This window comes from Actinosynnema sp. NPDC023587 (genome assembly GCF_040640215.1).
Lineage (GTDB): Bacteria > Actinomycetota > Actinomycetes > Mycobacteriales > Pseudonocardiaceae > Actinosynnema.
The window spans coordinates 212316-231837 of record NZ_JBFABG010000003.1 but is presented as its reverse complement, the minus strand read 5'-3'; the positions used below and the strand labels follow the sequence as shown (position 1 = coordinate 231837).

The window sequence follows — 19522 nt, the reverse complement described above, 5'->3', positions numbered from 1 at the left end:
GAGCTCACCTCTTGCTGCCGACCCCGGCCAGGATGCCCGCCCGCGCCGGGTCGACCTCCCCGACCGCGCCCTCCTCCGGACGCCACAGCGGCAGCGGCACCACACCGGGCTCGACGATCTCGAAACCGGCGAAGAACTCCGTGATCTCCGCGAGCGAGCGCGGGTGCACGGGGTTCGTGCTCTTCTTCATCACCTCGACGATCCCGGCCATCTCCACCGGTTGCAGGTCCGCCGTGAACTGGGACAACGCCAACCCGCTGCCGGGCGCGACCGCGTCCCGGTAGGCCGCGAGCACCCCCGCCGGGTCGTCCTCCGGTGCCACGAAGTGCAGCACCCCCACGGTGAGCAGGCCGAGCGGCTCGGCGAGGTCCAGCAGCCCGGTGCGCCGGGCCGCGGCCAGCACCGCGTCCGGGTCCGTCAGGTCCTCCTGGAGGACCGCCGCCCGCTCGTCGTGCGCCAGCATCATCCGGCTGTGCGCGACCGCCACGGCCTCGTAGTCGACGTACACCACCCGCGCCTCCGGAGCCGCCCGCCAGGCGATCTCGTGCACGTTGCCGACCGTCGGGATGCCCGAGCCGAGGTCCAGGAACTGGCGCACCCCGCGCCCCACCAGGTACAGCACCGCGCGGCGCAGGAACGACCGGTTGAGCCGCGCGATCGTGCGCGCGTTCGGCTGCGCCCGGAGGAACTTCTCGGCCAGCGCCCGGTCCGCCGCGAAGTTGTGGCCGCCGCCGAGCAGGTAGTCGTACAGCCGCGCCGCGCTGGGCAGGCCGGTGTCCACGCCGTCCGGTACCCAGCCCGAGCGTTCCGTCACGCCACAACCCCTATTCCAGGTGGCGGGGACCGAAACCGGTACCCGCGCGCAGAGGTTACTGAGCGGAACCCCCGGTCGGGAGTGCCCGGAGCCGCTTGTCCCCGATCGGCGTAGGGGGCGGGGTGCGGCGGTAACGGCACCGCGACCTCCCGCCGCACCCGTCCCGCCATGCGGACAACGCCGCTCCCGCGCCGGGAACTCAGTACCATTCGCGCATGTCAGACGAGGCACGCACGCTCACCGACGTGGTCACCAGACTGCGCCGAGCCCTGCGCACCAGCATCCGGTCCGAATGGCCGTGGGACTCGCTGCCGATGGCCCAGGTCGAGCTGCTCCAGACCCTCGCCGAACGCCCGCCGATGCGGGTCGGCGACCTCGCCGCCGAGCTGCGGCTCGCCCCCAACACCGTGAGCGGCCTCGTCGGCCAGTTGATCGAAGGCGGCCTGGTCGCCCGCGGCGGCGACCCCGCCGACCGCCGGGTCGCGCGGCTGTCCGTCACGCCCCAGGGCCACGAGCAGCTCGCCGTCTGGCAGACCGCCCACGAGAAGCGCATCGGCACCGCGCTCGACCGGCTCGACCCGGGCGAGCGCGCCGACGTGGTCCGCGCGCTGTCCGCCCTCGACCACCTGGTGGACCACCTGCGTGCCCACTGACCCCGACGCCCCGACCCCCGGTGAGGTCTCGCCCGCCGTGCTCGCCGCCATCGCGCTCGGCGGCGGTCTCGGCGGGCTCACCCGCCACGCGTTCGCCGGGTTCGGGGTCCTCGGGACGGTCGCGGTCAACCTCGTCGGGTCGGCGCTCATCGGCGTGCTGATGGCCCTGGTGCCCCGGCTGCACCCGCTGGCCCGGCCGCTGCTCGGCATCGGGTTCCTCGGCGGGTTCACCACCTTCTCCGCCTACGCCCTGGACGTCGTGCGGCTCGACCCGGGCTGGGGGAGCCTCTACCTGGTGGGGACGCTCGTCGGCGCGCTCGCCGCCACCGCGGCCGGCCTGGCGATCACCCGGAAGCTGACCGGGTGACCGCGCTCCTGGTGTTCTCGGGCGCGGCGGTCGGCGCGGTCGCCCGGTACCTGACCGACCGGGCCGTCCGGAGCCGGCACCGCTCCGCGTTCCCGTGGGGCACGCTCACCGTCAACGTCGTCGGCTCGTTCGTGCTCGGCTGCGTGGCCGGCGCGGCACCCGCCTGGGCCGCGCTGCTGGGCACCGGCTTCTGCGGCGGGCTCACCACCTACAGCACGTTCGGCTACGAAACCGTGCGGCTGCTGGAGGAACGCGCCTACCGGCGGGCGTGCGCGAACGTCGTGCTGAGCGTCGTGGCCGGCGTCGGTGCCGCCGCCGCCGGCCACCTGCTCACCGCCGGGGCTTGAGCCGGCCCAGCACCGCCGGCACCTCGTCCTCGTGCACCACGCCCAAGCGCTGCGTCGCCCGGGTCAGCGCCACGTACAGGTCGCTCGCCCCGCGCGGCGACTCCCCGAGGATGCCCGCCGGGTCCACCACCAGCACCGAGTCGAACTCCAGGCCCTTCGCGTCGGTCACCCCCAGCACCACCACCTGCGCGTCCAGGTCGTCCGACGCGCCCGGCACCACCGACCGCAGCGCCGAGACCCGCTCCGACGGCACGATCACCGCCAGCTTGCCGTCCCCGATCGCGGACACCTCCGCCGACACCAGCGCCGGCAGCGCGGCCGGCACCGACGCCACCCGCTCGCCCCACGGCTCGTTCCCGCTGTCCCGCACCGACGTCGGCGGCACCAGCTCCGGGTCCACGCTCGCCAGCACGTCCGCGGCCACGGCCATGATCTCCGACGGCGTCCGGTAGTTCACCGTCAGCTCGGTCGACTTCCAGCGGTCCATCACGTACGGCGACAGCACCTCGTGCCACGACGACGCGCCCGCGATGTCACCGGTCTGGGCGATGTCGCCGACCACCGTCATCGACTTGCTCGGGCAGCGGCGCATCAACGTCCGCCACGCCATCGGCGACAACTCCTGCGCCTCGTCCACGATCACGTGGCCGAACGTCCACGTCCGGTCCGCCGCCGCCCGCTCCGCCGCCGTCTCGTAGCGCTCCGCGCCGTGCCGCTCGGCCAGCCGGTAGGCGTCCACCAGGTCCGTCGCCATCAGGATGTCCGGGTCCGCGTCGTCCTCCAGGTCCAGGATGTCCAGCACGCCCTGCGCGTAGTCGACCGCCTGCCGCCGCTGCCGCTCCGCGCGTGCCTTGGCCTCGGTGTCGTCCTCGCCCAGCAGCTCCGCGGCCTCGTCCAGCAGCGGCACGTCCGCCGGCGTCCACTCCGCGCCGCGCGGCCGTTCCAGCAGCGCGCGGTCGGCGGCGGACAGCTTCGGCGTCGCCTTCGCCAGCCGCTTCGGCGAGGCGTACAGGTCTTCGAGCAGCTTCTGCGGCGTCAACCTCGGCCACAGCCGCTCCACCGCCGCCTGCACCCGGGCGTCCTCGCGCAGCTCGCGGCGGATGTCGTCGACGTCGGCCTGGTCCAGCAGGTGCCGCCCCAGCCGGTTCACCGCCTGCGTCGCCAGCGTCGAGACGATCTCCCGCGCGAACGTCCGGCGCGCCTCGTTGTGCGGCCGGCGGGTCCGCCGGGCCCGGCCGCGCGCCGCCGTGATCGCCCGCCGGTCCAGGCGCAGCACGTCCTGCTCGAAGGGCACCTCCACCAGCGACGGTGCCTCCTGGCGGTCCTTGACGGCGTGCGAGACCACGTCGGCCATCTCGATCCGGCCCTTCACCGCGGCCGTGGCCGCCGACTCGCGACCCACCGCCGTCAGGCCGGGGAACAGCTCGCCCACCGTCGACAGCAGCACGCCCGTCTCGCCCAGCGACGGCAGCACCTGCCCGATGTAGCGCAGGAAGGTGGAGTTCGGGCCGACCACCAGCACCCCGCGCTTGGCGAGCTGGCGGCGGTGCGTGTAGAGCAGGTACGCGGCGCGGTGCAGCGCCACGGCGGTCTTGCCGGTGCCCGGACCGCCCTGCACGACGACCACGCCGTTGAGCTCGCTCCGGATGATCCGGTCCTGCTCGGCCTGGATCGTCGCGACGATGTCGCCCATCTGCCCGGTGCGGCTCGCGTTCACCGCGGCGAGCAACGTCGCCTCGCCGGTCAGGCCCTCGCTGGGCCGTGCGGGGTCCACCGAGCTGATGTCCAGGACCTCGTCGTCGAAGCCCACCACCCGGCGCTGCTTCGTGCGCAGGTGCCGCCGCCGCCGCACGCCGTCCGGCGCGGCGGCCGTGGCCAGGTAGAACGGCCGCGCGGCGGGCGCGCGCCAGTCCATCAGCAGCGGCTCGTACTCCTTGTCCTCGTCGAACAAGCCGATCCGGCCGATGTAGAAGCGGTCGTCGGTGTGGAAGTCCAGGCGGCCGAAGCACAGGCCGTTCTCCACCGCGCTGTATTGGGCCAGTTGGTCCGAGTACATGGCCACCGAGGTGTCCCGCTCGGAACGCATCTGGTGGGTGCCGCCGGTTTCCCGCAGCGCCCCGGCCAGCCGCTTCGAGCTGAGTTCGCGGAGGTCGTCCAGCCTGCCGTACAGCATCGACACGTATTCCTGCTCCGACTCGATGTCCGCGAGTCGGAGGTCGTCGGAGGGGCTTGACAACGTGCCTCATTTCTGGATAGCGTGTTTTATCAGGCTGTGCCAGTTTTCGCCTGACGCCTCTCTGCGCGCGCAGAAAGTTCAATCTACACGGTCTTTCGTCAGCGCGCCTCCACCCGCGCCCCTTTCCCGCCGGGTGCGTGGACGACCGGCCCGGAGTGCCCCCGCGCCCGGACCGGGTGCTTCCTCGCGACCGCGCCCGCTGATCACCGGCCGGGGTACCGCCGTCCTGGTCGGTACCGGGTGCCACCGTCCCGGTTGGGGCGGGTGCGCGGTACGGCGGGTGAGGGACGGGTCCGGTGGCCCCACCCGATGAGCGGCACTCGGCGGGCACCCGGGTGACAGTCCGGGCGGGTGGGTGGGGCACCCGGCACCCTGGGAGGTGTGAAGGAACATCGCCGGGAGCTGGTTCGGCTGGCCCGGGTCGTGGTGGACCGGTCGCCGTGGCAGCTCGGGTTCGCCGTCGCGGTGTCCCTGTGGTCGCTGGTCTGGGTGGTGGGGCAGGCGTTCGGGGGGATCTCGCCGCTGGACGTCGTGCGCGGTCCGCTGGCCTGGGCCGGCGTGCCGGTGGCGTGGCTGGACTCCGTCGGCTCCTGGTGCGCCGGGCGGACCGGGTGGTGGGCGGTCGCCGGCGGCCTGCTGTGGGCGACGACGACCGCCCGGCAGCAGTGGTCGGCGTTGTTCGGGTGGCTCGCGGTGATGTTCGCGGCCGAGTCCGTGGGATATGGCGCGGTGCACCGGGCGTTGCTGACCTTCGCGGTGTTCCTGGCGGTCGTGGGGCTGGTGTCGATCCCGGGCCGGCGGGCGTTCGTGGTGGACCGGATCGCGCTCATCCCGAAGGACGTCGCGCGCGCCGCCGCCACCGCGCTCGCGTTGTCGGCGGTGGTGCCGTTGATCGCTCCCGGCCTGGTGATCGCGGGATTGCTGAAACCCTATGTGACGAGGCCGCCACGCTCGCGTTCTGAACCGAAAGAGCTCTGGGCGAAGTCAAGTTTCGATCACGCTTTGCCCGCTCCCCGCCCGCCCTCGCGCGCTCCGCTCGGTGCCGGTTCGGGGCCCGATGCGGGCTAGTTCCGGTTACCCGCGAGTACCGGTGATTGTCCGGCCGACAATCGTTTCGTCGATAATTACGTTGCTACCTGCGGTTTATCCGCGAAGTCCATTCGGCGGGGCCTCCGATGAACGCGAGCACCGCTCACGTGGTGACCGCAGTCCGGCGCGTACGTGGGACGATCCGTGATGAAGCTGTCCCAATCCGGTGTTTGGGCTACTGGTCCGTATCCCTCAAGATGTCCGAGTGCATGAAAATCCCGCCGAAAACCGCTTAGCCAAGGTGATGCGCCGTCAGCCTGTCCAGCAGCGGGGTGCCGCCACGGTGACCGCCATTGTCGACGCGTGCGCGCGACTGCTGAACGAGTACGACTACGACGACATCACCACAGCCCGGATCGTCGAGCTCGCCGGTGTGCCTATTGGCTCGTTCTACCAATACTTCCCGGACAAGCGTTCTGTTGTGCACGCCCTGGCGCTGCGCGGCATGGAGCAGTACCTCAGTCGGATCGACACCCTGTTCACCGAAGGACGGCTGGCCGCGAACTGGCGGGAAGCGGTGCAGCAAGTCGTGGACGTCTACCTGCGGATGCTGGTCGAATTGCCCGGTTTCGGGAGGGTTCGGTTCAGCGACCTGTTCGACGGCCACCACCTCGACGCCAGCGTCGACCAGTACGAACTCATGGCCGAACGGCTCCGCGAACTGTTCGTCAACCGCTTCGGCGTCCGGGGGGACGCGCCGGTCGCGCTGACGTTCCGGATGGCCACCCAGACCGCCGACGCGATGTACAAGCTGGCCGAACGGGTCGAACCCGCCGAACGCACGGTCGTCCTGCGCACCGCGGACGGCGTGATACTGCGGATGCTGGCCGGGGTGTTCGACCCGGCGTGACTTGCCGCCCCGGTCCGGGTGGTGTGTGGTGGACCGGTGAGCGACTTCGACGTGATCGTGATCGGCGGCGGACCGGTGGGCGAGAACGCCGCCGGCCGGACCGCCGCCGGGGGGCTGAAGACCGCGCTGGTGGAAGCCGAGCGGGTCGGTGGCGAGTGCTCGTACTGGGCTTGCATGCCGAGCAAGGCGTTGCTCCGGCCCGGTCACGCGCTCGCCGCCGCCCGGCGGGTCCCGGGCGTGCCCGTCGGCGACCGGCTCGATCCCGTCGCGGTGCTCAAGCGGCGCAACGACTTCACGTCGAACTGGGACGACTCCGGCCAGGTGGGGTGGGCGGAGGGGGCCGGTCTCGACGTCGTCCGCGGCCGTGGGCGGCTGGTCGGCGACCGCCAGGTCGAGGTCGACGGGCGGCTGCTGACCGCGTCCCGCGCGGTCGTCGTGTGCACCGGCAGCGTGCCGAAGATCCCCGGGCTGCCCGGACTCGCCGACGTGCCGTACTGGACGTCGCGCGAGGCCACCTCCGCGCAGGAGGTCCCGTCGTCGCTGGTGGTGCTCGGCGGCGGCGTGGTCGGCGTGGAGATGGCGCAGGCGTGGGCCCGGCTCGGCTCGGCGGTGACGCTGGTCGTGTCCGGCGCGCGCCCGCTGCCCAGGTTCGAGGACTTCGCGGGCGAGCTGGTGCTGGAGGGGCTGCGCGAGGACGGCGTGACCGTGCGCACCGGGGTCAAGGCCACCGGTGCGTCCACAGTGGACGGCGACATCGCGTTGGCGCTGTCCGACGGCACGTCGGTCTCCGGCGCGCACCTGCTGGTGGCCACCGGGCGGCAGCCCGCCACGGCCGACCTCGGCGTCGAGCGGTTCGGCTTCACCGCGGGCGAAGCGCTGCCCGTGGACGACACCGGCCGGGTGGACGGTGTGGACTGGCTCTACGCGGCCGGCGACGTCACCGGCCGCGCCCTGCTGACCCACCAGGGGAAGTACGCCGCCCGCGCGGTCGGTACCGCGATCGTCACGGGCGCGACGGACCCCGAGCCGTGGACCGCGCCGGTCGCCACCGCCGACCACACGGCGGTGCCGCAGGTCGTGTTCACCGACCCCGAGGTCGCGTCGGTCGGGTGGACCGAGGCGCAGGCGCGCGAGGCGGGCCTGGACATCCGGGTGGTCGACCTCGACATCGCGGTCGCGGGGTCGTCGCTGCACGCGGACGGCTACCGGGGCAAGGCGCGGATGGTCGTGGACGAGCGGAAGCGCACGCTGGTGGGCGTCACGTTCGCCGGCCCGGACACCGCCGAGCTGGTGCACGCCGCGACGATCGCGATCGTCGGCGAGGTGACCGTGGACCGCTTGTGGCACGCGGTACCGGCGTACCCGACGATCAGCGAGGTGTGGTTGCGGCTGCTGGAGTCCTACGGTCTCTGACCATCGGTAGACCGCCGCTCACGCAACGACACCAGGGGTACGCCGACTGCCGTACGTCGTCTGCCCCATTGGATGTCAGATCCGAAATTTCGCGGTCTGCGTCACTACACTGCGGAAGTGACCAGAGGAACCGTTGCCCTCGCGACCGCGGCGGTCTTCTGGTGCGTGTTCCTGATCGGCACCACGCTGACGCCCGGCGGGCCGGAGTTCTCGTCGTTCGTCGTGCACCTGCCGGGCTTCCTGGTCGCGCCGGTGGTGCTCTACACGCTCCTGCGCGCCCGGTCGAGCGCCCTGCTGTACCTGGCGCACGTGCCGAACTCGTTGCTGTGCCCGGGTTTCGCGGTGGCCGTGGTGGGGTGGCTGTTCTCCTGCGGCGCGCTGACCGGCCGTCCGGGCACCGAGATGCTGTCCACCGTGGCGGGTCTGGCGATCGTGCTGCACGTGGCCTTCGGGCTGATCGCGATCGGCCTCGCCCGCACCGGCCGCTGACCGTCCGCGAGCCGGCACCGCGCCCGCGCGAGCCCAGGGGCAGCTCCCCGGATGGAGCAATCTCGCATTCACCACATCGGGTCACCCCGCCGCTGGGCGGTGCCCCTGCGGGACGGCCGCCGGCGCCACCGAACCGGTGGCCCGCACAGAGGTCCTACTGGTGGGCGGGCAGGCGCAACGCCTGGTCGGCGAGCGCGGTCAGCGCGGGGTCCGCCGGGTCGGAGTCGCCGTCGACCCACACGACCTGCGCGATGCGCACCTGGTTGGTCTTCGTCACCGCTTTGATCGCCGCCCGGTCGAACGACACCGGACCGCCCGGCCACGTCCGGCCCTCCTTGACCAGCGCGGTCACCCCGCCCGACCCGGCCACCGACGCGACCCGGTGCAGTTCCGCCGCGCGCGCCGCGTCCGGCAGGTTCAGCTCGGACACCGCGACGCCGGCCTTCCGGCCGTCCACCGACGTCTCGAACTGGGCCCGCCGCAGTTGCAGGCACAGGTGCCCGGCCAGCCACGCCCGCACGTCGCCGAAAGCGTGCCCGGCGCACTCCTCGGTCCGGTCCGCGCCCTTCGGGGAGAAGTTCCGGCCGTCCACCACCACTGTCGTGGGCTGCGGCGCGGCGCTGGTCGACGACGCCGCCTCGGACGCGCCGCCGGAGGTCAGCGCGACGACCAGGCCGACCACGAGCAGCACTGCCACGACGCCCGCCGCCGCATAGGGCAGCCACTTCGGCCGGCGCGCCGCCGGCGGCACCTTGGGCAGCAGCAGCGTGCTGGCCGACGCCAGGTCGGCCGCCGCGTCCGAGAACCCCTCCGCGCGCAACTGGCCGGCGTCCGGCGGGGTGCCGGTCGGCGCGAGCACGGCGAGCAGCTTGGCCGCGTGGTCCGCCGAGCACGGCCGGTCGCTGGTGGCCAGTTCGCGGGCCGCCGCGAGCAGCGTCGTGGGTTTGGGGTGCACCACCCGCACCCCGCGGTTGAGGTCGCCGGTGGGCTGGACGACCTGGCCCACGTACGGCCCCACCGCGACCACCGTGGTCACCGGCAGCGGTTCGCCGCGCATGTCCTGGATGCGCCGGGCCACGGCGGTGGTCGCCTCCAGCGCCTCGGCGGCCGGGCTGGTCGCCCCGTCGGGGCGGGTCAGCGGCCAGCCGTCGATCTTCCACTGGCCGGACAGCGGCGCTTCCAGGCGCATCGCCGGGTCGGGCAGGTCGACGCCGACCACCACGAGCACGCCGCGCGGCAGCACGATCACCGCGTCCAGGGCGCGCGGGCAGTCGGGTGGGGTCACGCCGAGCAGGGCCACCCCGCCCAGCACCGAGTCGCCGCCGCCCCACGTGCTCAACGCGGCGCGGACGTCCACCCCGATCTGGGACGGCTCGACTCCGAGCCGGATCAGCCGCACGAGATCACACCGTTCCTCACGGTCGGACACGGTAGCGCCGCGCGGGGTGGCCGCGCCCGCGGTTCGACGGGTCGGTCCGCCCGATCACCACCACCGCCGGGGACGGCGGACCCCGCTCCGGCCGGGCGCGGAGGGTACCGGGACGGGTCGACGGTGATCACGTGAACGTGACCGGGCGACCTCGGAATGTGACCTCGGCACCGCGGTGGACGGTGCCGAGGTTGCACTTCAGGGTCGAAAGTCCGGTATCCGACCCGCTCGGGTGATGAACGTGCTGGTTCTTCTGGCGGACCGCTCCGGCAGCGGGCAGAATGACCATGTCGGGAATTCACCGGATCGCCCGCTCGCGACAGGCCGTAGGGGAAGACGTCCCTCGTCGAGTAGCGGAGGTCAGCTGTGAGCACCCGCAGCACCAGTGGCGTGGTCTACGTCCACTCGTCGCCGTCTGCGGTCTGTCCGCACGTCGAGTGGGCGATCTCGGGCACCCTCGGTGAGCGAACGGACCTGAAGTGGGTGGCGCAGCCGGCCGCCCCGGGCCAGTTGCGCGCCGAGTGCGCCTGGGACGGGGACGCCGGTACCGGGGCTCGACTCGTGTCCGCGCTGCGCGCGTGGCCGATGGTGAGGTTCGAGGTCACCGAGGACCCGAGCCCCGGGGTCGACGGCGTCCGCTACTGCTTCGCGCCCGTGCTGGGCCTGTGGCACGCCCGGACCAGCGCGAACGGCGACATCGTCGTGTCCGAGGACCAGCTCCGCGCGCTCGCCGCGCGCAGTCGCGGCGGCGAGTCGTTCGCGCACGGCGTGGACGAGATCCTGGGCGCGGCCTGGGACGACGCGCTGGAGCCGTTCCGCCGGGCGGGCGACGGCGCGCCGGTCACCTGGCTGCACCGGGTCGGCTGACCCGACCGCGTCCACCCCCGGACGCGGTCGGCACCCGCCGGGTACGCGCGCGCCCCGGGCCGGGTCACTCCTGCGGTACCAGCGCCTCCACCGGCTGCCAGGCCGCCATCAGCTCCGCGTAGGTCGGGGAGTCCGCCATCAGCCGCTCGTGCGAGCCGAGCAGCGGCGGCCCACCGTCCATCACCAGCACCCGCCCGGCCCGCAACGCCGACGACAACCGGTGCGCGATCACCACCAGGATGCCGTCCCGCGCCGCGAAGGCCCGCTCCACCACGGCCTCCGCGGCCGGGTCGAGGTTGGACGTCGCCTCGTCCAGGATCACCACGTCCGCCGGGCACGCGTAGACCCGCGCGACCGCCAGCAACTGGGCTTCGCCCGCCGACAGGCTGCCCCCCGCGTGACCCACCGGGCCGTCCAGCCCGCCGAGCCGGGTCACGACGTCCGTCGCACCCACCGCCGCCACCGCCGCCAACAGCTCGTCGTCGCCCGCCCCGGGCGTGAACAGCGCCAGGTTGTCCCGCACGGTCCCGGTGAACAGGTAGGTCTCCTGCGGCACCAGCGCGATCCGCCGGTGGCGTTCCGCCGGCCGCACCTCGCGCACCGGCGCGCCGCCGAGCAGCACCGTCCCGGCCTGCGGCGCGACCATCCCGGTGACCAGGCCCGCGAGCGTCGACTTGCCGATGCCGCTGGGTCCGACCACGGCCAGGTGCGCGCCGCGCGCCAGCTCCAGGTCCAGGTCGCGCACCACGGGCTCGGCGTGCTCGCCCCACCCGAAGGTCACGCCGCGCAGCACGATCCCGCCGCCGTCCGGGACGAGGTCACCGGCCGGGGGCGGCACCTCCGGCACGGCCTCGGCGATCCGGCGCAGCGCCACCGCCAGCCGGAGCACGACGGTGCTCGTGGTGTCCGCGAGCCGCCGGAGCGCGGGTTGCACGCTGGTGCTCAGGTAGACCACGGCGGCCAGCACCTCGCCCGCGGTGAGCGTGCCGGCGGCGACCATGCCGGGCGTCATCACCAGCAGCAGCACCAGCGGCAGGAACCCGCCGACCGAGATCACCACACCGCGCAGCGCCGACGCCCACGCCATCCGCACGGTGGCCCGCGCCTGCCGGTCCACCTGCCGCGCGACGTCCTCGGCGGCCCGGTCCCGCCCGCCGCACGCGACGACGTCGCGCATCCCGAGCAGCACCGTGCCGGTCGCCTCGGCGGCGTCCTCGTCGGCCAGCACCAGCGCCCGCTGCCCGCGCGCCAGCGACGGCAGCAGCGCGCCGAACAGCACCAGCGCCGCCACCACGGGCAGGATCACCAGCCACGCCAGCGACGAGACCGCGGTGGCCAGGCCGACCAGCGCGGCGGTGGTCGTCACCAGCAGCGCGCGGGCCTGCACCAGCAGGCCGGCGGTCGCGTCCCGGACCACCTCGACGTGGCGGGTGATGCGGGCGACCGCGCTCGCGTCCGGCTGCCTGCGGTGCGACCGGCCGTCGTGCAGGACACCCCGCACGATCGTGGTGACCAGCCCGTCCCGCAACGGCTCCACCACGTCGCCGAGCCGGGTGAACACCTGCCGCAGCCCGAACGCGCCGATCATCGCGACCGCCGCGAACGCCACCAGCCACCACACGCCGGTCCACACGTCGCCGACCGCGAACCCCCGGTCGACGGCCAGGCCCACCAGCCGGCCGGACAGCAGCGCCGGCACGCCTTCCAGCACCGACCAGGCCAGCAGCGCCAGCACCGCGCGCCGGCGTCCGGCCAACGCCCGCAAGTAGGACCCCATCAGCCGAACACCGCCCGGTACTCCGCGTCCTCCCACAGCGACCGGTGCGAGGCCATCGCCCGCACCCGCCCGTCCTCCAGCCACACCACGGCGTCCGCCCGGCGCGCGGTCGCGGCCCGGTGCGTCACCACCACCCGCGTCCGGCCCGGCAGCGCCGAGGCCACCGCGCGCTCCACGGTGGACTCGGTCACGGTGTCCAGGCTGGCCGTCGCGTCGTCGAGCACCAGCACCCCGGGGTCGCGGACCACCGCCCGCGCCAACCCGAGCCGTTGCGCCTCACCGCCGGACAGCGGCGTGTCCGCCATCGGCGTGTCGTAGCCCTCGGGCAGCCGCACCACCACGTCGTGCACCTGGACCGCCCGGCACGCCTCCTCGACCTCGGCGCGGCCGAGGGAGGTCCCGTACGAGACGCTGTCGGCCACCGTCGTGCCGAGCAGCGAGGGCCGCTCGAACGCGTAGCCCACGGACCCGCCGCGCGCGACCTGCCCGGTCGCCGGCGCGGTCAGCCCGCCGATCACCGCCGCCAGCGCCGACTTGCCCGACCCGGAGCGCCCGACCACCGCCAGGAACATCCCGGAGGGCACCAGCAGGTCCACGTCGTGCAGCGCGTCCGGCACGCTCACCCCGCGCAGCTCCACCGAACCCGGTGGCGCGCCGCCGGGGGTGCCGGCGTCGACCGGCGGTTCGGCCAGCACCTCGTCGATCCGGGCGGCCGACGCGCGCGCCCGTTGCAGCGCGGTCAGCACGGTCGCCTGACCGACCACGGCCAGGCCCAGGCCCGCGTAGCCCAGGGCGGCCAGCACCTCGCCGACGCTCAGCCGGCCGGCGACCACGCCGAACCCGGCCGCGATCAGCACCGCCAGCTCCACCAGGGGCAGCAGCAGACCGGCCCGCCAGATCATCTTCGCCTGGGTGCGCCACATCCCGATCCCGGCGGCGGCGAGCCGGGGCAACGGCCGCAGCACGCGGTCCGCCTCCTGGTCGGCCCGGCCGGACGCGGCGATCGTGCGCAGGCCGCCCACGGCGTCCAGCAGCCGCGCCGAGAGCTCGCCCGAGACCTCCTGGTACGTCGCCACGTCCTCGGCGGTCAGCTTCAGGTGCGAGCGCACCAGCAGCAGCGCCAGCGGCACGCTGAGCAGGAACACCACCGCGAGCCGCCAGTCCAGCAGCGCCAGCGCCACCACCGCGCCGCACGCGGTCGTCGCGGTGATCCCCAGGTTGACCAGCAGCACCGCGAACCCGCCCGCGATCCCGCTGTCCCCGGTCAGCCGGCTCACCGCGTCACCGGCCTCGAACCGGCCGGGGTGACCGAGCGCCACCAGCTTGTCGATCACCGCGCGGCGCAGGAACGCCGTGCCGCGCGCGGCGATCGCCGCCGCCAGCACCACGCCGATCGCGTCGCCCAGCACCTCCACGCCGGCCAGCCCGACCAGCCACAGCACCGTCCCGGTGTCCAGCCGCCCGCCCAGCGCCATGTCCACCGCGCCGGCCAGCGCGGTGGGCAGCAGCAGTCCGGCGGTGGTGGCGACCAGGGCGTTGCCGGCCAGCAGCAGCCAGCGCGGGTCGCGCAGGACGACCGTCCTCAACAGCATCGGTGCTCCAGGCGGTGGCGGCGGGGCGCATCATGGGCGAGGGCCCGGGGTCGGCCACCCGGCTGTGAACCGGGGGACCGCCACCGGGCCCTCGTGAGGACCGGGTGAGCGGCGCACTTCGCCTGCGCCGCTCACCCCGTGCTGATCCGCGAGCGGAATCAGCAGAGGACGAGGCTCACGGTGGAGTGGCTGCACGGGAGCAGCAGGGAGACGTTCGACGCCGTCGTGCTGCCGCCGCCGCCACCGCTGCTGCCGCCCGACGCCATCGCGTTGGCCTGCACCTCGGGGGTGTCCATGTCCTGAAGGTCGAGGATGAACTCCATGTCGACTCCTAGCGTCGGGGTTGAACTTCGGGGAAACGGGGTTACTGCTACCGGCCCGCGAGGGCCGGGGCTTGGAGGAACGGCAGCACGGGCAGGCCGTCCACGGCGGCGGCGATCGCGAGCAGCACGCCCGCCCCGCCGGTGTTGAGGTCCATCGAGAGCCGGCGGAGCTGGATGCCGGGGAACGCGAGCCCCTCCTGGTAGGGCACGGCGTGCCAGGCCAGCGCGGCCAGGTGCCGGTCGACCGCCTCGCGAGCGCCGCCCGCGTGGGCGAGCGTGGCCAGCAGACCCGCCCGGCCCAGCGCCAGCGCGGGCTGGATCACGAACTCGCCGGTCAGGCCGGAGACCAGCTCGGGCAGCCGGGCCGAGCAGCCGGCGTCCGGCGCGACCCGGGCGAACTCGGCGAGCGCCAGCGCGATCCCGGCGGTGCCCACCCCCAGGTAGGGCAGGGTGCGGAAGTTGCCGTCGCGGACCTGGGTGGAGCCGTCCAGCGCGGTCATGCACTCCGCGAGGTCGCGGTCCAGCGCGCGTTCGGCCTGGTCGAGCCACCGCTGGTCGCCGGTCAGGCCGTGCAGCCGGGTGAACAGCAGCGCCGGACCCGACCAGCCGTGCAGCAGGCCCGCGCGGGCCTTGTCACCGGGCGGCGGCGCGTCGGCGAGCATCCCGACCAGCCGGTCGCCCAGCGCCAGCGCCTGCCCGGCGAACGACTCGTCGTCGCGGGTCCGGGCGAAGTGCAGCAGGTTCAGCGCCACGCCGGACAGGCCGGAGTTCAGGCCGTGGTCCTGGGTCGTGGGCAGCAGCTCGGCGTACGCGCGGACCAGCTCGCCGGCCTCGTCGTGGTAGCCGAAGTTCTCCAGCACGTGCGCGATGCCGTGCGCACCGGTGTAGAAGCCGGGCTCCTTCGGCGGGTCGCGGCGCAGCGAGTCCACCAGCCACCGCTCGTGCTCCGGGTAGCGGCCCTCGCCGGTGACCTCCAGCGCGTGCAGCACACCGGCCGCGCCGTAGGCGAAGCACGCGCCGCCGACCTCGAACTGCTCGACGTCGCCGGGGAACAGCCGGTCGTGCCGGTGCGGCGTGGCGCTGGCCAGGATCGCGGCGGCGATCGACTTGCGCACGACCGCCCAGTCCGGCGACGGCTCGTCCAGCGCGGTCGACACCGGCGGCGGCGGGTCGACGCGCGGGGTGAGCACCTCGACGATCCGGTCGCAGTACTCGTCCGGCAGGCCGAAGCGGGCGCGGATGACCTCCACGTGGTGGCGCAGCTTGACCGGGGCGAGCTCGATCACCGCGTTGAGCGGCAGGAACACGTACAGCCGCAGCGCGGCCAGCGCGTACTCGTCGATCTCGAACCCGGACCGGTCCGGCGGGGCCTGGAAGCCGGGGGAGCCCAGGGTGGGCTTGCGGTCCTCCTCGACCGGGAACGCCAGCTCGAAGTCGATCAGCGACACCGAATCGTCGTCGTCCACCAGGACGTTCAGCGGGTGCAGGTCGCTGAACACGACTCCGCGCTCGTGGACGTCGGCCATGATCCGCTCGACCCGGGCGATGATCGCCAGCGCCCGCGCGGTGTACCCGGTGACGTCGCCGACCTCGTGGTGGGTCAGCGGGTAGTGCTGCCCCAACCACTGGCCGATCGGCCCACCGGGCACCGGCTGCATCGCGAAGAAGTCGTGCTCCCACGCGGAGAACAGCTCGTGCACCGCGGGCACGCCGGGCACGCCCGCCAGCCGGGTGAGGATGTCGTGCTCGCGGTGCAGCCGGGCGACCGCGTCCACGTTGTCCCGGTCCAGCCCGGCGTGCGGGCGGGCTTCCTTCAGGACCACGTCGGTGCCGTCGGACTTGCGGGTCGCCCGGTACACACCGCCGCCGTTGGAGAAGTGCAGCGACTGCGTCACCCGATAGGGGAACGTCTCGGCGTCCCCGCCCTTACGCGCTGCAAGGTGCTCTTCCAGGCACGCCGGCAAGGTGATCCACTCCGGCACCCAGAAGGTGGGTCTGCGCTGGTCGGGAACCAGTTCGCCGTGCGTGCCCTCGATCGCCAGCACGCGTTTGCCGTCGACCTCAAGCCACTGCTCGACAAAACCGCCGTAACGGACGAACAACGGGCCCGCGCTGTACCGCAAATCGCTCAGGATGTACGCACCGGGTCGCCCGCCGAGCAGTTCGTCGAGCTCGCGCAAGGTCGTTTCCAACTGCGCTTCGTCGGCCGGGTAGATGGTGATCAGCTTGCCACTCGCTTCGCGCGGGGCGTATTTCGAGTTCCGGGCCAGCACGATCGACCGGGTACGCAGGTACTTGAACGGGACGCGCCGCCGCACCAGGTGGTCGTAGCACGCCAGGAGCAACTCACCGGCGTTGCGGACGGTGGCCGACACGTGGATCTTCCAGCCCTGGCGGGGCACCGAGGCACCGGCCGGGTGGAGGTAGCGCCAGATCGTGAGATCGGTGCTCGACCAGTCCTCGGGCAGCTCCGGGAGCACCTGCGAAAAATCATCGGCGGCAGTTTCCGTGGAGCTTTGCACGTCGTAGAAGAGGCGGTCCGCGAAGCAGTAAGCCTCATAGCGGAGATCCACGGGAATTCGCCTCCTTGAAATTGTTTCGACCGCTGTATTCCCGCACGGTGGTCGGTCGGAGGCCAATCCGCCAGATCGGGGAGTTGACTAGGCCGTTCGTGCCGGTCGGCACTGCGCGAATCAGTACTTTGGGTTGTCTCGGATGCAGTAGAATCACCCGTTCGCCAGGTTTGGCGCTGCTCTGGACGGCGGCCTATGGGTATCCACGCTAAACGGCACCGGCACGTTCACCTTCTTTCGTGCCTACGGCCTGCGGAATCGCCTGACTTTCCGCTTTTTTGCGGGTGTGGTGACCGGGGGTGGCCCGCTGGTCCTATCGGGGAGATATCCGCTATCAGCGGTCTTCCTCGTCCGTTGGGGTGCGGGACGTCCTCCGAAATTCGGGTTTACCGAATTGACGTACCCGGTCGCGCGGCGACCCGACCGCACCGATCGGGTCTCGCGCTGGTCCGATCGGGTGGTCAATCGTGCGTTCGGCGGCATATGGCACGCTGATCGGTGTGTCGTCCCGGCTGCTGCTGCCCGCGGTGCTGGTGATCGCCGCGCTGACCGCGGCCACCGGTGTGCTGGCCCGCGAGGTCTACCAGCGACCCGCCCAGGCGGTCGGCGACCGGATCGCCGTGCCGTCCCCCTCGACGTCCGTGCCGCGCTCCGCGCAACCGGGTGACACGGTCGTGCGACGCAGCCTCGACGCCGCCCTGCACCCCGACGGCGAACGCGTCCGGGGCCTGCTCCAGCGCTACTTCGACGCCCTCAACGCCCGCGACTACGACCGGTGGACGGCCACCGTCACCGCGGAACGCGTCGCCCGGACCCCGCGCACCCGCTGGGAAGCGGACTACGAGTCCACCCGCAACGGCACGATCCTGGTGCACCGGGTGGAAACCGCCTCACCGACCCGCGTGCGCGTCCTGATGACGTTCGTCAGCACCCAGGACGCGGCCAAGGCACCCGCCGAGCTCCAGTCCGACTGCATCCGCTGGCGGGTCGTCTACCCCGTGCAGGAGGAGTCGGGCTCCCTGCGCGTCGACTTCGGCACCGAGGGCTCCAGCTCCCGGTTCACCGCCTGCTGACCCGCCCTCGCCAACGCGAAAGGGCCGTCCCGCAACGGAAACGGCCCTTCACACACCACTGCCGACGACCACCCGCCGGGGTCGCACGGGCGCTGCCCGCGCCCGCTCAGCCGTTGGTGAAGACAAGCGACACGTTGTGCCCACCGAACCCGAACGAGTTGTTCACCGCCGCGACCAGGTCGATCTTGCGCGGCTCGCCGGTGACCACCTCCAACTGCACCTTCGGGTCCTGGTTCTCCAGGTTCAGCGTCGGCGGCACGACGCCGTCGCGCACCGAGAGCACCGTGGTGATCGCCTCCACCGCGCCGGACGCGCCGAGCAGGTGACCGTGGTTGCCCTTCGGCGCGGTCAGCACCGGGTGGTCGCCGATCGACCGGCGCACGGCCTGCGGCTCGATCACGTCGCCCACCGGGGTGGACGTCGCGTGGCAGTTGACGTGGCCCACGTCGGACGGGTCGACGCCCGCGTTGCGCAGCGCCGCCGTGATCGCCCGGGACTGGCCCAGGCCCTCCGGGTCCGCCGCGGTGATGTGGTGGCCGTCCGAGCTGGTGCCGATGCCCGCCAGCGTGCCGTAGATCCGCGCGCCGCGGGCGCGGGCGAAGTCGCCGCGCTCCAGCACCATGATCCCGGCACCCTCGCCGAGCACGAAGCCGTCCCGGTTGACGTCGAACGGGCGGGAGGCCCGCTCGGGCTCGTCGTTGCGGGTGCTCATGGTCCGGGCCTGGATGAAGCCCGCCATGGTGATCGTGGTGATGCACGCCTCCGCGCCGCCCGCCACGACCACGTCCGCCTCACCGGAGCGCAGCATCCGCCACGCCCAGGCCAGGGCCTCCGCGCCGGACGCGCACGCCGAGACCGGCGCGTGCACCCCGGCTCGCGCCTTGAGCTCCAGGCCGACGTGCGCGGCCGGGCCGTTGGGCATGAGCATGGGCACGGTCAGCGGGGACACCTTGCGCAGCCCCGACGCCTCGATCAGGTCGTCCTGGTCCAGTAGCGTCATCGCGCCGCCGATGCCCGTGCCGACGATCACGCCGAGCCGCTCGGGCTCGACGCCCTCGTCGCCCAGCCCGGAGTCCGCCCACGCCTGGCGGGCGGCGACCACGGCGACCTGCTCGCAGCGGTCCAGCCGGCGCGCCTCGACGCGCGGCAGGATCTCGGTCGGTTCGACGGCCAGCCGCGCGGCGATCCGCACGGGCAGCTCGAACCGCTCCACCCAGTCCGTCACCAGCGGCTTCACACCGCTGCGCCCGGCGAGCAGAGCATCCCAGGTGGAGGCGACATCGCCACCGAGCGGGGTGGTGGCACCCAGCCCGGTGACGACGACGTCGTTGACAGTGGTCATGCGTTGCTGGCGATGTAGTTCACCGCATCGCCCACGGTCTTGAGGTTGGCCAGCTCGTCGTCCGGGATCTTCACGCCGAACTTGTCCTCGGCCTGCACGGCGATCTCCACCATGGACAGCGAGTCGATGTCCAGGTCGTCCACAAAGGACTTGTCCGCCGTCACATCGGCCGCCTCGACACCGGCGACCTCCTCGACGATGTCGGCGAGCCCCTTCTGGATGTCCTCGTTGCTCACTGAAAATCCCTTCCTTCTTCTTGCTCCCGCCGGCTGGGGTGTCCCACCGGAG

The 19522-nt window shown here is 73.2% G+C and carries 18 protein-coding genes; 9 read left to right on the top strand and 9 right to left on the bottom strand.

Annotated elements, in window-relative coordinates:
* Positions 1-4: 4 nt before the first annotated feature.
* Complete coding sequence (locus AB0G01_RS09800) at positions 5-814, bottom strand: SAM-dependent methyltransferase (protein ID WP_360941949.1); 810 nt, start codon at positions 812-814, stop codon at positions 5-7.
* Between the two features lie 215 nt (positions 815-1029).
* Here AB0G01_RS09800 and AB0G01_RS09795 point away from each other — a divergent pair, with 215 nt between their 5' ends.
* Genes AB0G01_RS09795 through crcB form a run of 3 tightly spaced genes read left to right on the top strand, consistent with a single transcriptional unit; the run spans position 1030 to position 2181 of the window.
* On the top strand, positions 1030-1467 hold the full coding sequence (locus AB0G01_RS09795; protein WP_360941946.1) for a MarR family winged helix-turn-helix transcriptional regulator: 438 nt from the start codon (positions 1030-1032) through the stop codon (positions 1465-1467).
* Positions 1457-1834, top strand: coding sequence for a CrcB family protein (locus AB0G01_RS09790; RefSeq protein ID WP_360941943.1), 378 nt, complete (start codon positions 1457-1459; stop codon positions 1832-1834). The genes AB0G01_RS09795 and AB0G01_RS09790 overlap by 11 nt, the downstream gene beginning before the upstream one ends.
* A complete protein-coding gene (gene crcB / locus AB0G01_RS09785) occupies positions 1831-2181 on the top strand; it encodes a fluoride efflux transporter CrcB (RefSeq protein ID WP_360941940.1) in 351 nt (116 codons plus the stop codon). The genes AB0G01_RS09790 and crcB overlap by 4 nt, the downstream gene beginning before the upstream one ends.
* Here the strand turns inward: crcB and AB0G01_RS09780 are convergent.
* Positions 2165-4417 (bottom strand): UvrD-helicase domain-containing protein, encoded by a 2253-nt coding sequence (locus AB0G01_RS09780; RefSeq protein WP_360941937.1) that lies wholly within the window; start codon positions 4415-4417, stop codon positions 2165-2167. The genes crcB and AB0G01_RS09780 overlap by 17 nt on opposite strands.
* A gap of 381 nt (positions 4418-4798) precedes the next feature.
* On the opposite strand from AB0G01_RS09780, the gene AB0G01_RS09775 reads away from it, so the two are divergent.
* The 4 genes from AB0G01_RS09775 to AB0G01_RS09760 all read left to right on the top strand — a co-directional run bounded on the left by AB0G01_RS09775 (position 4799) and on the right by AB0G01_RS09760 (position 8258).
* Positions 4799-5485 (top strand): hypothetical protein, encoded by a 687-nt coding sequence (locus AB0G01_RS09775; RefSeq protein WP_360941935.1) that lies wholly within the window; start codon positions 4799-4801, stop codon positions 5483-5485.
* Between the two features lie 304 nt (positions 5486-5789).
* The gene (locus tag AB0G01_RS09770) at positions 5790-6356 is read left to right on the top strand and encodes a TetR/AcrR family transcriptional regulator (protein ID WP_360941932.1); all 567 of its coding nucleotides are present in this window, start codon (positions 5790-5792) and stop codon (positions 6354-6356) included.
* A 36-nt stretch (positions 6357-6392) separates the two neighbouring features.
* Positions 6393-7769: an NAD(P)/FAD-dependent oxidoreductase gene (locus tag AB0G01_RS09765; protein WP_360941929.1), complete on the top strand. Its 1377-nt coding sequence runs from the start codon at positions 6393-6395 to the stop codon at positions 7767-7769.
* 117 nt (positions 7770-7886) lie between these two features.
* Complete coding sequence (locus AB0G01_RS09760) at positions 7887-8258, top strand: hypothetical protein (RefSeq protein ID WP_360941926.1); 372 nt, start codon at positions 7887-7889, stop codon at positions 8256-8258.
* Positions 8259-8412: 154 nt separating this feature from the next.
* On the opposite strand, the gene AB0G01_RS09755 is transcribed toward AB0G01_RS09760, so the two are convergent.
* Positions 8413-9657 carry a hypothetical protein gene (locus tag AB0G01_RS09755; protein WP_360941923.1) on the bottom strand — a complete coding sequence of 415 codons (1245 nt, stop codon included), beginning with the start codon at positions 9655-9657 and terminating at the stop codon, positions 8413-8415.
* Positions 9658-10053: 396 nt separating this feature from the next.
* On the opposite strand from AB0G01_RS09755, the gene AB0G01_RS09750 reads away from it, so the two are divergent.
* A complete protein-coding gene (locus AB0G01_RS09750; protein ID WP_360941920.1) occupies positions 10054-10554 on the top strand; it encodes a DUF3145 domain-containing protein in 501 nt (166 codons plus the stop codon).
* 64 nt (positions 10555-10618) lie between these two features.
* Here AB0G01_RS09750 and AB0G01_RS09745 read toward each other — a convergent pair whose 3' ends face one another.
* The 4 genes from AB0G01_RS09745 to lanKC all read right to left on the bottom strand — a co-directional run bounded on the left by AB0G01_RS09745 (position 10619) and on the right by lanKC (position 16819).
* Positions 10619-12331: an ABC transporter ATP-binding protein gene (locus AB0G01_RS09745; protein WP_360941917.1), complete on the bottom strand. Its 1713-nt coding sequence runs from the start codon at positions 12329-12331 to the stop codon at positions 10619-10621.
* Complete coding sequence (locus tag AB0G01_RS09740; RefSeq protein WP_360941914.1) at positions 12331-13923, bottom strand: ABC transporter ATP-binding protein; 1593 nt, start codon at positions 13921-13923, stop codon at positions 12331-12333. Before AB0G01_RS09740 ends, AB0G01_RS09745 begins: the two co-directional genes overlap by 1 nt.
* Before the next feature lie 158 nt (positions 13924-14081).
* Positions 14082-14246: a SapB/AmfS family lanthipeptide gene (locus AB0G01_RS09735; protein ID WP_360941911.1), complete on the bottom strand. Its 165-nt coding sequence runs from the start codon at positions 14244-14246 to the stop codon at positions 14082-14084.
* A gap of 47 nt (positions 14247-14293) precedes the next feature.
* A complete protein-coding gene (lanKC, locus tag AB0G01_RS09730; protein ID WP_360941908.1) occupies positions 14294-16819 on the bottom strand; it encodes a class III lanthionine synthetase LanKC in 2526 nt (841 codons plus the stop codon).
* A 500-nt stretch (positions 16820-17319) separates the two neighbouring features.
* On the opposite strand from lanKC, the gene AB0G01_RS09725 reads away from it, so the two are divergent.
* Positions 17320-17892, top strand: a complete 573-nt coding sequence (locus tag AB0G01_RS09725; RefSeq protein WP_360941905.1) for a hypothetical protein — start codon at positions 17320-17322, stop codon at positions 17890-17892.
* A 106-nt stretch (positions 17893-17998) separates the two neighbouring features.
* Here AB0G01_RS09725 and AB0G01_RS09720 read toward each other — a convergent pair whose 3' ends face one another.
* Both AB0G01_RS09720 and AB0G01_RS09715 read right to left on the bottom strand, forming a co-directional pair.
* Positions 17999-19234, bottom strand: a complete 1236-nt coding sequence (locus tag AB0G01_RS09720; RefSeq protein ID WP_360941902.1) for a beta-ketoacyl-[acyl-carrier-protein] synthase family protein — start codon at positions 19232-19234, stop codon at positions 17999-18001.
* Positions 19231-19470: an acyl carrier protein gene (locus AB0G01_RS09715; RefSeq protein WP_360941899.1), complete on the bottom strand. Its 240-nt coding sequence runs from the start codon at positions 19468-19470 to the stop codon at positions 19231-19233. The genes AB0G01_RS09720 and AB0G01_RS09715 overlap by 4 nt, the downstream gene beginning before the upstream one ends.
* Positions 19471-19522: the final 52 nt, after the last annotated feature.

What these genes read in the sequence shown, in the direction of transcription:
- AB0G01_RS09795 (WP_360941946.1), top strand. Translation starts at nt 1,030, where the DNA reads ATGTCAGACGAGGCACGCACGCTCACCGACGTGGTCACCAGACTGCGC.
- AB0G01_RS09745 (WP_360941917.1), bottom strand. Translation starts at nt 12,331, where the DNA reads ATGGGGTCCTACTTGCGGGCGTTGGCCGGACGCCGGCGCGCGGTGCTG.
- AB0G01_RS09735 (WP_360941911.1), bottom strand. Translation starts at nt 14,246, where the DNA reads ATGGAGTTCATCCTCGACCTTCAGGACATGGACACCCCCGAGGTGCAG.
- AB0G01_RS09740 (WP_360941914.1), bottom strand. Translation starts at nt 13,923, where the DNA reads ATGCTGTTGAGGACGGTCGTCCTGCGCGACCCGCGCTGGCTGCTGCTG.
- AB0G01_RS09720 (WP_360941902.1), bottom strand. Translation starts at nt 19,234, where the DNA reads ATGACCACTGTCAACGACGTCGTCGTCACCGGGCTGGGTGCCACCACC.